Below are 12,217 nucleotides of genomic sequence, written 5' to 3' on the forward strand. Positions count from 1 at the left end.
CGCATCTGCGATGACGCGCAGTGCGGCGCACGGCCGGTTCGCGCTGGGCTCACGCGGCGTTGCCAGGCTGCTGACCCTGGTTCTGGCGACGTCGGGGCTCGCACGCGATGCGGAGGCCGTGCCCGTGCGCGGCCTGGTGGAAGTGGTCGACATCAGCATGCCGACGGTGTCGCCGGACGGTCGCACGGTTGCCTTTCAGACCGAGCAGGGCGTGGTGGAGCGCAACACCTATGACACGGCCTGGTACGTGCAACCCTTGGACGGCAGCGCGCCTGCCCGACGGATCGCGGATGGCGGCCTTCCATTTCGCGGTGCATCGGGTGTGTCGGTTCCAGAGTCTCCGGTCTGGTCGGCCGATGGTCGCTGGCTTTTCTTTCGCGCGCTGATCGATGGCGAAGTCGCCGTGTGGCGCGCCGCTGCGGACGGGTCGGGCGCCATGCCGGTGACGCGGGATGCCGCCGACGTACGTGCGTTCGTGCTGGACGAGGACGGCCGGACGCTGACGTACAGCGTGGGGGCGACCCGCGAGGCCATCGTTGCGGAGGAAATGGCCGAGTACGCGCGTGGCATCCGGATCGACGCACGCGTGCCTCTGGGGCAGGGCCTGTTCCGCTCCAGCCACCTGGGCGCGCGCCTTGCGACGCAGCGGTATACGGGCAACTGGTTCGACCGCGATGTGCTGTTGTCCAACACACCGGTGCGCTGGAAGGCGGTCGATCTGACGACGGGGCTGACGACTGATCTGGCGGAGGCCGATGCGCCCGCCAGAGTGGCGGCCCAAGGCAAGGCCCCGGCCTGGCGGGCGGCGGCTTGGCAGGTCTCGGAGGATGCCGACACAGGACGTATAGCGCTGCTGACCCGCACAGGCGAGGGCGCCGGCGTCTCGCGAAAGCCCGATGTGCAGCTGTCCGCATTGCCACGCAGGACAGCGCGTGAGCCGGTTGTCTGCACGGCCGAGCTCTGCCGCGACAAGGCGATCACGTCGATCCAGTGGCGGCCGGGGCACACGGAGGTGCTCTTCACCGTCAGCGATCCCGCGCACGCCTGGGCGCAGGGGATCTTTCGCTGGAACGTCGACACCGGCCACGTGCGGCCGGTGAGCAACGCCGAAGGCCTGGTCAGCGGCGGTCGTGATGCCTATTCGAAGTGCGGCGTGTCGCGCGAGGCGCTGGTGTGCGTGGCCGCGTCGGCGGATCAGCCGCCGCGCCTGGAGCGGCTCCACATCGAGACCGGCGAGCACCAGATCCTGTTCGAGCCGAATGCGGCGTTGGCGTCGGATCTTGCCCGGCAGCCTCGTGCGCGTGTGCTGCGTTGGCATGACGCCAGCGGGCAGGCGTACACCGGCCATCTGTTTCCGGTGCCCTCGGGCGTCGAGACGCCCGCGCCGCTGTTCGTGACCTACTACAGCTGTCAGGGCTTTCTGCGCGGCGGGGTGGGTGACGAATGGCCGCTGGCCTCGCTGGCGGCGCATGGGATCGTCGCGTTGTGCATCAACCAGGTGCCGGAGTTCTCGCTGGACCCGGTCGTGCGCTATGGCAAAGGGCTCGCCGCGGTCGAGAGCGTGATTGATGTGCTTGCCTCCACAGGGGAGATCGATCCGGCCCGGGTCGGCATGGGCGGCCTGAGCTTTGGAAGCGAAGTGACCATGTGGACAGCGATGCACTCGGATCTGCTCGCGGCCGCTTCGGTCAGTTCGCCCATGTTGTCGCCGACCTACTGGCTGATGGGCAGCCTGATGGGCGACGACTTCACGTCCGAGCTGGAGCGGGTGTGGCAAGTCGGCGCGCCAGAAGAGGCCGGGACGCGATGGCAGTTGCTGTCGCCCGCGCTCAATCTGGATCGGATTGCGGCGCCGTTGCTGATGCAGTTGCCCGAACAGGAACATCTGCACGCGCTCGACTACGCGGTTCCGCTGATCCGCGATCGCCGTGCCGACCTCTACGTGTTCCCCCACGAGCCGCATCTGAAGTTCCAGCCGAAGCACAAGCTCGCCGTCTACGAGCGCAATCTGGACTGGTTCCTGTTCTGGCTGAAGGGTGTGGAAGCGGCTGGCCAGGCAAAAGCCGCGCAGTATTCCCATTGGCGGGCGATGCGGGCTCGCTCGCACGAGCTGAGGGCGGCGCGGTTCGCGGACCAAGGCGGCTAGGCCTGGTGCCGCACCCAGTTTTCGACCATGCACAGATCGAAGACGCGTTGCATGGCGTTGCTGTAGGCCCGCTGGGTGTCGTCGAACACCGCGCGCAACGCGGTTGCATCCAGCAGGCCGCGCTCCTGCAGATGGCCCTCCAGCAGAAACGCACGCATTCCAGGCATGTTGCGTTCGAACACCGCACCGGAATAGCCGATGAAGCTTCCCTTGCTTCGACGGTCGATGATCTCTGCGGGCAGGCGGTGCATGAAGGCGGTTCGCGCAACGGCACGATTGTGTCCACCCCGCATCCACATCCAGGTGGGCACGCGCAGGCAGGTCTCGACGACCGGCTGGGCGAGCAGCGGCATGCGGACCGCGCGTGTACGGCTCCGCGGCACTGCATCGCGGAACAGCTGGGTTCCCGCGAGACCGATGATTCGCTCCCGGTCGCCTGGCAACGCATCGTCCGGGCCGGCGAACCATGGATGGGCCTCTGAAGCCTCGACGACGACGGACGGCGCCAGGAACAAGCGGTTTGCCTTCGAGGGAGGCGGTGGGGACCGAAGCAGCTTTCGTAGTGTGAGTCTGGATGCCTTCCAGATCGTGCACTGATGCAACTCTGCAAGATCCTTCAATGCCGTGATACCGCTCGCCATCCCATGTGCCCTGAAGGCATCCGCGGCAGGCGCGGCGGTGCTCAGATAGCAGAACACCGTATCGCCGCCGGCACCCGAGAAGAAGCTGTCGCTCAGCTTTTCATCGCCGACGGACTGCATCGCCGCATCCGTGGCGTATTGCAGGGCCGTCAGACAAGGGCCGACCGATTGGGGTGGGGGCGCAAAGTCGAAGCGTGCGACTTCGATGGGGAGGACGCCCGTCTCCAGCTCCAGCCCGAGATGGTCGGCGACCCGTGTTGCATAGTGGCGTTCGTCGGCACCGGGAATCGGCGTCGACAGGTTGAAGCAGTCCACATGCGTGCTGGTTCGTTGGAGGCATGCGGCCACGATCGAGGAGTCGAGGCCGCCGGACAGCTCGAGCACTGTGGTCTCGTCCTCATACGCCAGGGCGCTCACCGCGGTGGACACGGACGCTTCGATCGCACCGGCAGCGGCCGCATCGTCGGCAAAACGCTTCGCTGGCTCGACGAAGGACCATGGGGACCACTCCGTGCGGGTGGTGGCGTGGTGTCCCCGCAGACACACCGAGCATCCAGGCAGGAGCTCGTAGACGTCGGTCAGTGCGGTACGGCGTGTCTTGTGATTCGGATGCGCAACGAAATAGGTGATGAAATCCCAGTCGACGTGCTGTCGATACAGCCCGAGCTCGCGCGCAAGCGAGATGTCCGACGTCACGAACCATCCGCCATTCTGAAACGAATACACACAGCCGACGCTGCCTGACGGGTCTCGCATCACGGTAAGGGCAGGCCCACCGGACGATTCCGGTTGAAGGAAGACGTACTCGCCCCAGCAATTGTCCAGAACGTGCCCGCGGAGCTTGTCCGGTGCGAGCTCAGCAGGAACGCTGGCGCCGTCGACGGCACGCCCGTTCTTCTGGAACAGGCGCCCGACTGCCAAGGCGCCCTGCGGTAGGCGCATGACGGGTGTCTGCTTCGAGGCAAAAATATGCGTGGTGCTTGAGGCATGACGAAGGCGCATGCCGCGCTTCGCAAGGTTGGCCGCAAGCGCCGCGAGATCTGACCGTGGATCTGACGTGTCTGGATTGAACAGGACGAGGTAGCTGTCGTCCATCACGCCACCCGGACCACGGTGTATGCGTTCGCGTGCCCCACCGTGTCGTTGAGCACGAGGTCGCCGGATTGCACCCAGCAGTGGGCGGTGAACGGCGCCGAGGTCACGCCAAACACGATGCTCGCGTGAAGCTTGCGCCGTGCAAGGAATACCGTGAGAGCGAGTGAGTCCAACAGGCATATCGGCTCGATCGGAATGAGCGGGCGCAAACGCCTGAAGCACGTCGAGCTTTCCGCAAGTCGGCCTTCGTCCGTGGAAGACCCGTCCGGCGGCATCGGGACTGCAAGCCGACGCTTCGTGGCCACCCACTGCAACACGTCCTTCAGCGGGCGCCGCCTGAGCCTCCGGTGTAGCAAAAGGACAATGGATGCGACTTCGAGCGTCGCCATTGCGGACACAGCGACCGATGCACGTGTGCCTTCGACAACGCTGCGCTGCGGACTGACGAGCTGATGGGCGGTGCGTTGGTCACGCTGTGGCGCATCGCGAAGGAGGACGCCTCGCCGGACCAGGATGTCGGCAGTGGCTTGCTCAACCGTTCGACCAAGAAGGCAATCGACGAGCGCCTCTTCCAGGACGGGATTCAATCTGAAGTAGCGATCCCCATCGACGTCCAGGAAGATCAGCCCGTCTTCCGTTCGGCAGTAGGACATCGTGTCGGGCAGGCAGTACGCCATGTCGTCTCCCCAGAAAAAAGGGCGCATCCGAAGATGCGCCCGTGTTCCGATCACTCGTCGGAAATTCCGGCCATGATCGTGCCGCCGACGAACTCTTCCCTGTTCAGCGGACCCTTCGTCTCGACACTCGCAACGCCGAGCTCGATCACGTCGTCCCGCGCATCGGCGGGGGTGCCTTCGTTGGTCTTCATTGCGTTCTCCTACGGTTGCGTCATGGACGTCCCATGACGCGTGCAGCGTAGGAAGCGGATCATTTGATTCTCAAATGATTATTCGAGTGTTATTCGGGAATTATCCGGATCTGTGATGTTCATGCGGCCGGGCCTCGATGCACGCGGACGATCCCCTCATCCCCACATGTCGTCAGCCAGTTTTATATGCGGCGCAACAAGACGTGCTCGCTGGCTCAGTGCAGACGACCGCTGGACTCGATGAGCACGGCGACGATGCAGGGCACGAGCTGCTTGCGGCGCGCGTGATAGGCGCGCACCTCGTGCCTGAGCGCGGCGGTGTCGCCGCGTTCCCAGTGGTGGGCCAGCGCATCCAGCTCATCGTCGGCGCTGGTCAGCAGGTGATGCTTCGCACGTCGGATCGGGGCGAGCCGATCGTTGGCCTGTCGCACGGCCTGGTGCAGTGGATGGTGGGCGGTGGCATGGGCAACGGCGTCGAACAGCTTCCAGGTCCGCTTGACCGGATCGCCATTGGCAGGCACCGGTGTGACTCGTCCGCTCTGGCGTACGAGCTCCGCCACGCCGATGTCGCAGGCCATCACCAGCAGCCGCTCCATCCAGTCATAGAGATTGCGCAGCGCGATCTCGCTGGGAAGCGGCACGACGAATCCGTTGCGCGCCTGATCCTCGATCAGGTGCTCGCCGACGAGCCGATAGAGCGCCTGCCGGACAGGCGTGGTGCTGGCCTTGAACTCCCTGGCGAGGGCGGCCGGGTCGATGCGCTGACCGGGGAGGTATCGCCCCGACTGGAGAGCGCGCCTGAGCTGCCGGTGCAGCAACGCGGTCTTGGAATGCAACTCGATCATTGCGGACCTCCATGTCGCGCTAAAGCTACCTCCTCTAGGAAGCTACTACAGGATCGAGGCGGCTGCGAACCTGTGGCGGCAAGTGCCTGATCGCGGGCTTTAGAGGTAGATCGGCCGTGCGCAGCTCCGCAAAGTCCCATGATCCGTGCAGGTCGTTGAACGATTCGACTAGGCGAGAACTGCGCTTGCTGGACAGGCTTAGTCCACCTAAGACTGCTATAGATGACTGGCTGAGGTCGCGCTGAAAATGCATCGTTTGTCACAATTGGAAAGTGTCCAATGGCACCTTTCGAAGTTCATTTTTCGATCGCTACGGAACTCAGCCAAGTAAGGACGTTCCGAAAGAGAGAAAGAGGTTGACTTGCGGAACCCGTCTAGGCATTTTCGCAACGCACGGATCGCATGCGTTGGGCTGCGTAGTGCGCATGACAGGGGAGTCAGGGGATATGCGCAAGTCCGCTAAATGCGGCCGTTCCGGCCGCGCGCCTTTTTCCATTACCGCGTTTTGCGTCCTGTCGGGCGTGCTCGCTGCGCTCACCCCTTCTACGGGTGTTGCCAAAGACAAAATAAAAAAACTCGATCGAGTTTTGGTCGTTGCGAATGGGGGCGGCGGCACGGGCGGCGGGGGTGCGACGAGCGTCGGAAGGGTCAGCGTAACGGCACCCAGGCCTACCAGCAGCGGAGTGGTGAACTTCGCCACTGTCCGTGTCACTGCGCCTAGAGACGGCGGTGGTGGAGGTAGCATCACCACGCTGCCCGCGGTGCAGGCAATACGCCCCAACCTCGGCTACGTCGGCCAGCTCACACAATCGCGCGATCCCGACATTGATTGCGGAAATACCGCAGGAAACCCGATCGTCTATTCGACAGGCAACAAGGTTGAATTCGAAACCGACTTCACCACTCAAGGTGAGATGCCCCTTCACCTTTCCAGAACCTATAACCATTACTGGGGAGGTGTCGGAATATTCGGGCAGCATTGGATAAGCAACTTCGATTACAGCTTGGCGACCACTGGGGTGGGTGCCGCAGCTACAGTCGTGTGGCTTCAGCGCCCAGATGGGCGCCGGATCAAATTCAACAGAGTGGGGGAGGGCGCCTGGGCTGAGGACAAGGCGCAGGCAATCGCCTACGTGACCCTTTCGAACGGCCAGTATATACACCAATCGGAGCTGGGCGATGTTGAAACATATAATCTAAGCGGGTTCGTCACGAAGGTTTCTAATCGGCAGGGAATCTCCTGGACATTCAATTATTCGAATAACTATCTGCAGAGCGTTGTTCATTCTTCCGGGCGCAGCGTCAATTTCGTTTGGAGTAATGGTCAACTCGTTCAGGCGAGAGATCCGGAAGGTAGCGTTTACACATATACCTATTTGGCCAATGTGTTCGGGACTGGTCGCCACCGCTTGGCGTCAGCAACGTCGTCAGGGCAGGGTGGCTCGGCGGTTCGGTATCATTACGAGGACGGGAGATTTCCTGGCGGTCTCACTGGAAAGTCAATTGACGGCGCCAGGTATTCTTACTTCGCTTACGATGGAAATGGCCGCGCCATCTCGAGTGAGCATGGCGCCGGAGTAAATCGCCATACCTTTTCTTATGTGTTGAACCCCTCCGCGCCACCGCCGCCGCCCGCGCCACCACCGCCGCCTATCGGTGGTGAATGTAATCCGAGGACAGGCGTTTGCACTGTTCCTCGATCCATAGGAATGATGTCCGTGCAGTCGTCGTCGCCAGTATCGGTCGGCATCTCCGCCGCTTCGGAAGCGCCGGGTGCGATACGCCGCGTCATCGCCACGAATCCCCTTGGCAAGGTTACGACATATGAGTTCGAAGGCGGGCGACTGATCGGCGCCTCTGGACATGCATCGGCGAACTGCGCTGCCGCTACCAAAGAGATCCTCTATGACGCGAACGGATATCCTTCGGCGACGACCGATTTCAATGGCAACCTGACCCTCACTACCTATAGCTCGAAAGGATTGCTTCTCAGCCAAGTCGAAGCGGCGGGGACTTCTGCTGAGCGGCGGATGTTCTACGGCTGGGATGCAGAGAACAGGATGGTCTCGCATGTTGTTGCCGGGCACCTTGACACGCAGTGGTCGTTTGGCCCGGATCAGAGACTTGCTGCTGTGACTGAGAAAAATATCAGCGCCAATAGTGCATCTCACCAATCAAGATCAACAACATTTAGCTACACGACGCACGCCAACGGGCTAATGCAATCGGTGGTGGTGGATGGCCCGATCCCAGGCGTCCTTGACAGGATTACGCAAAGATACAATCAAAATGGGGATTTGGTGTCAGTGGCCAATGGCTTGGAACACGTGACGCTGTACAGCGAGCACACCGCGCTGGGTGATCCTAGGAAAATCGTTTCCCCCAACGGCCATGTGGTGGAGATGGAGTATGCGCCAGGTGGGACGCTGGTCGCTCAGACGAGCAACGACGGCGGCAGTGTGTCGCGCTCATCATATAGCTACACGGCAGGCCTTCTCGCATTATTTAGGCGCCCAGATGGAGTAGATGTCAGGTACCAATATGACGCCCACCGGAGACCCGTCGCCGAATTCTGGCGGGATGCGACAGGACAGTATTCTGTCCGCAAGACTGCCTACAACGCGATGTCGTTGCCGACTTCTCTTACCATCGATCGCATGCCGTACCCGCCTGATACGCGCGTCACTGGCGTCATTGATGGTGTCTTTCAGGCTTCCAATGGTGAGTACGCGGTAAGCGGCTGGGCCTGCTCGACTGGCTACGATGCGCCAATTGCCGTGCACATGTATCTAGGAGGTCCGGCCGGTAGTGCAGTAGCAGCGTTCGCCTACAGTGCCGACTTGGGCAGTGAGCCTCAAGTAGCGGCCGCGTGCGGATCAAATGGCGTAGCGCATCGCTTCGCCATTCCCCTTGATGTTTCCATGCGATCCCACTACGGCGGAAGGTCCATCTATATTCATGGGATATCCCCCGCTGGGCGCGAGAACTCGCTCATTACGAACTCCGGGCAGTTCGTAGTCCCTACTTATGTGCCTCCTGTCGACTCTGCGCAGTTTGTGAGCCAGACGGTGCCTACGCCCATGGGCCTGGGCTACAACTACGCCGTAAGTGTGACAATGCGGAACAACGGAACTACGACGTGGGCTCCGGCGACTGGAAACTATTCGCTCGGATCTCAGAATCCCGGTGACAACATGCGGTGGGGTACGCATCGGGTCGCCCTGCCGCACGCGGTAGTCCCAGGCCAGACAGTAACGTTTAGCTGGGTCGTCACCCTGTGGGAGCTGGGGGGGTTCAACTTCCAGTGGCGAATGGTGAATGACGGCGTGGCCTGGTTCGGAGCTCAGTCGCCAAACACAACTGTGTACACCTGGGACCCGAATGCCCCGCCACCGACTCCGCCTAGCGATCCGTGCGGTAACGTTCCGGGTTGTTACGTGCTGCCCCAGTCGATGCCGGTAGATGACCGCCTTGTCGCTAATATTGTGGCGCGGTCTCTTGCTCTCGCGCAGCCTAGACCAGTAGAGCCGGCGTACTCCAGAAGCTTGGATATGAAGAGTGCGTCGGTCGGCATAAGCAGCTCAGCTGGCGCGTCCTACCAGGTATTCTACGAATACGACGAACTCGGCCGGCTGCTTGTGCAGCGAGGAAACAATGGCCAGCGAATCACGTATGCCCGCGACAACAATGGCAACGTGCGTAGGACCACTGACGCGAAAGGCGCAGAAACTTGGTTTGCGTACGATGCGCTCAATAGAGTGGTGCACACGACGGATGCGCTCGGTCATAACTCTTATTTCTCTTATGACGCGCTTGATAACCTGGTTAATGCTAAGGATCCGCGCGGTAATATAACTTCGTATGTCTACGATGGATTTAGTCAGCTATTGCAGCAGAACAGCCCTGATAGCGGAATAACCTCGTTCCAGTACGACGGTGCGGGTCTTAAAACGAGAATGACGCGGCAGGATGGAAGCTGGCTGGCTTACGAATATGACGGCTTGGGCCGTCTCGTGAAGGAAGAGGGGCCGGGCGAGCAGAGGGCGTTCAGCTACGACTGGTGCGGAAACGGCAAAGGGATGCTGTGTGCCGCCGACGCGCCCGAAGTCACTCGGCATTTCGGTTATACGCCTGCGGGTCGAACGGCTGTGACCCGCGACGTGTCTGCGCAGCACGACCTTTGGACAGGATATTCTTACGACTCCGCGGGCCGACTCGCGGGTATTAGTTATCCGGGGGGTACTAGTCTCGGCTATGGCTACAGTGGAGGTCAGCTTGCACTGGTTCAATCAACGTTCAACGGAGCGACGCATGTCATTGCAAATCGTTTCGAGTATTCAGCTTCGGGAAGTCTGACAAGACTTGTCTATGGAAATGGTCGTGTCAAAGATCGCTCATATGATTCAGATGGTCGTATGACCGTCACTCACGATCATGGTGTGCTCGGTCATTCCTATTCCTACAACGAGGTTGACGAGCTGGTTGGAATTCACAACTGGGCCAGTCCTGAGAGGAGCCAGAACTTCAGCTACGACGCGATATCGCGGTTGCAGACCATGCAGTCGCCGGTGGGCGATCAGAGCTTCGGGTTTGACGCGAACAGCAACCGTGTTCATCACAACTGGGCAGGCAACTCGGAGCAGTATTTTGTAGACCCATCCAGCAATCGATTGCTGAGCTCCCACCGCCAGTTTACCTATGACGCTCGCGGTAACCGCGCGACGAACTCCTGGGGCGGTGCAACGGTCTCCTACAGCTACGACGCGTTTAATCGACTTCGTAGTGCGTCGTGGAACGCAGCAAGCTCGTTTATGAATCCAAACTACGAAACGCTGACTTATCCAGCTGGTACAACCACGTACACGGTCAATGCACTCGGCCAGCGGGTTGCAAAGAGTGGACCCTTGGGTAACAGTCGGTTCGTTTATGGGGGTCAGAACAGACTGTTGACCGAAGTCACGAACGGCCAATGGACCGATCATTATTGGATAGGCGGCGAGCCGATTGGCTTTGTGCGCGGCGGGCAGATTTTCTACACTCACGCTGATCGCTTGGGGCGACCTGAAGTGGTGAGCGATGCGGCAGGACATGCACGCTGGATTGCAGCCAACTTCCCATACGATCGGGCGATTGCCGCAAATTCTCTGACGGGCGACTACAACCTTGGCTTCCCGGGTCAATACTTCGACGCGGAGACCGGGCACTGGTACAACGGATTCCGAGATTATGACGGAAGGACCGGAAGCTATCTGCAGAGTGATCCCATCGGGCTGGCGGCTGGATTCAATACCTATGGCTACGTTATGGGGAATCCGCTAAATGCGGTTGATTATCTTGGACTTCAGACATGTTTGCTGACGACTGTTGGTCCCGCCGGAATTCGGGACCATTCAGCAGTTTTCACGGCGCGTGGAGATGGTTCAGGCGGCCCGGCGCTTTACGATCCTGCAGGTTCCTATGGAGCTGCAAATGGTGGTGGTAGTGGCGGAATTGTGACCGGTGAGGCTGCCGATGTAGGAAAATTCAGGAGTTTCCACAGTGGGCAAGTAGTGGAGTCCACCTGCAAGAAAACTTCTCAAAAAGAAGAGGAGAGCATAATAAATAACGCGATGGATCTGCCATCGGCGGCCCCATTCCAGTGTGCAGCTATGTCTTCGACCGCGCTAAGCGGCCAGCCTTCATTCCCTCACGTAGAAGCGGGAACATTCTGGCCCGGAAACTTGTTGCGCCAGTTCAGGAGAGGGCCTTGAGCGCTTATATTTTCAGTGTATTTATTTATGTGCTGGGCTTCATAGGGCTTGCTTCTATCGGTCTTTTTCCTCTCCGGGCTTGGCAGGTTTTGAGGATATTTTTTCGGCGTGATCCGTCGCATACGCCAGGTAAGGCGTTGGCCGCCTTGGCAATGCTGGTGGTGGCGGCGGTATTTTTGGTAAACGTGCAGGTGGTGTTGCGCATCTTTAGGTGCCTTACGCAAACCTACTGTGGACCCAGTATTGGCAGTGGTTGGACTTATCTCGGGGTGCTGGGTGCTGTTTATTTGGCGTTCGAGTTAATAGCTTTTTTGATGAAAAAGCTAAGCCGCGCTAAAAAAAAGGGTCAGAGTGCGATTTCGGGACGGGAAGTCCCGGACTAGTAGTGCGAGTGCCACTTCCGGCTCAGCCGGCATCGGCGCTAAAGCTCCTGAATCCGGCAGCCGATAACCACGGTGCCGGTGCTGGTGCCGGTTGAGCCGGTGTATATCCGCCGCCAGTACGTCTGCAAGTGCCGAGCCTCGGTCAAACCACGGCGGGCGAAACGGATGCGCCCGTGTGGTCGTCCAGTCGCCTTGTGGATTCAACCCTGAGGATCAGAAACGATGCGTCATCCGCTGGTTCTTCTCTTGGCGTGCCTTGTCGCGCCATCGGCCTCTGCAGGCCTACTTTCACGCGCAAATGTAGATGGCGAACGCGTCGACATGGCAGCGGCCGGCGCGGAGCGGCCACAGCGCGTCACGATCACCGGCATCTACATCTACTCGTTCCTCTTGGAGGCCGTGGAGCGCGACAGCAGGCTCGGGCGTGGCATCGCGCGGTTCCCCGAAGTCCTTTCGCAGCAGATCCAGTCGTAAGCTCCCCCGTCTGAC

At 60.7% G+C, this 12,217-nt stretch carries 8 protein-coding genes; 4 read left to right on the forward strand and 4 right to left on the reverse strand.

The features are described from left to right. Positions 1-10 precede the first annotated feature (10 nt). Entirely contained in the window at positions 11-2,146 is a 2,136-nt protein-coding gene (locus ACF3M1_RS01330; RefSeq protein ID WP_394003197.1) for an Atxe2 family lasso peptide isopeptidase, read from the forward strand. Here the strand turns inward: ACF3M1_RS01330 and ACF3M1_RS01335 are convergent. The 4 genes from ACF3M1_RS01335 to ACF3M1_RS01350 form a co-directional block, all read right to left on the reverse strand. Beyond that, on the reverse strand, positions 2,143-3,882 hold the full coding sequence (locus tag ACF3M1_RS01335) for an asparagine synthase-related protein (RefSeq protein ID WP_394003199.1): 1,740 nt from the start codon (positions 3,880-3,882) through the stop codon (positions 2,143-2,145). The genes ACF3M1_RS01330 and ACF3M1_RS01335 overlap by 4 nt on opposite strands. Next, a complete protein-coding gene (locus ACF3M1_RS01340) occupies positions 3,882-4,559 on the reverse strand; it encodes a lasso peptide biosynthesis B2 protein (protein ID WP_394003201.1) in 678 nt (225 codons plus the stop codon). Before ACF3M1_RS01340 ends, ACF3M1_RS01335 begins: the two co-directional genes overlap by 1 nt. Positions 4,560-4,609: 50 nt before the next feature. Continuing rightward, positions 4,610-4,750: a benenodin family lasso peptide gene (locus tag ACF3M1_RS01345; RefSeq protein ID WP_394003203.1), complete on the reverse strand. Its 141-nt coding sequence runs from the start codon at positions 4,748-4,750 to the stop codon at positions 4,610-4,612. A 215-nt stretch (positions 4,751-4,965) separates the two neighbouring features. Further along, the gene (locus ACF3M1_RS01350) at positions 4,966-5,595 is read right to left on the reverse strand and encodes a GntR family transcriptional regulator (protein ID WP_394003205.1); all 630 of its coding nucleotides are present in this window, start codon (positions 5,593-5,595) and stop codon (positions 4,966-4,968) included. 272 nt (positions 5,596-5,867) lie between these two features. On the opposite strand from ACF3M1_RS01350, the gene ACF3M1_RS01355 reads away from it, so the two are divergent. The 3 genes from ACF3M1_RS01355 (at position 5,868) to ACF3M1_RS01365 (ending at position 12,202) form a co-directional block, all read left to right on the forward strand. Then, complete coding sequence (locus ACF3M1_RS01355) at positions 5,868-11,345, forward strand: RHS repeat-associated core domain-containing protein (RefSeq protein ID WP_394003207.1); 5,478 nt, start codon at positions 5,868-5,870, stop codon at positions 11,343-11,345. After that, complete coding sequence (locus ACF3M1_RS01360; protein ID WP_394003209.1) at positions 11,342-11,728, forward strand: hypothetical protein; 387 nt, start codon at positions 11,342-11,344, stop codon at positions 11,726-11,728. Before ACF3M1_RS01355 ends, ACF3M1_RS01360 begins: the two co-directional genes overlap by 4 nt. A 222-nt stretch (positions 11,729-11,950) precedes the next feature. Then, positions 11,951-12,202, forward strand: coding sequence for a hypothetical protein (locus tag ACF3M1_RS01365; protein WP_394003211.1), 252 nt, complete (start codon positions 11,951-11,953; stop codon positions 12,200-12,202). Positions 12,203-12,217 lie beyond the last annotated feature (15 nt).

Origin of the sequence: Luteimonas sp. WGS1318 (assembly GCF_043187535.1) — a bacterium.
Taxonomy (GTDB): Bacteria; Pseudomonadota; Gammaproteobacteria; order Xanthomonadales; family Xanthomonadaceae; genus Luteimonas.

Coding starts and splice junctions, on each gene's coding strand:
- ACF3M1_RS01330 (WP_394003197.1), top strand. CDS start 11: ATGACGCGCAGTGCGGCGCACGGCCGGTTCGCGCTGGGCTCACGCGGC.
- ACF3M1_RS01335 (WP_394003199.1), bottom strand. CDS start 3,882: ATGGACGACAGCTACCTCGTCCTGTTCAATCCAGACACGTCAGATCCA.
- ACF3M1_RS01340 (WP_394003201.1), bottom strand. CDS start 4,559: ATGGCGTACTGCCTGCCCGACACGATGTCCTACTGCCGAACGGAAGAC.
- ACF3M1_RS01345 (WP_394003203.1), bottom strand. CDS start 4,750: ATGAAGACCAACGAAGGCACCCCCGCCGATGCGCGGGACGACGTGATC.
- ACF3M1_RS01350 (WP_394003205.1), bottom strand. CDS start 5,595: ATGATCGAGTTGCATTCCAAGACCGCGTTGCTGCACCGGCAGCTCAGG.
- ACF3M1_RS01365 (WP_394003211.1), top strand. CDS start 11,951: ATGCGTCATCCGCTGGTTCTTCTCTTGGCGTGCCTTGTCGCGCCATCG.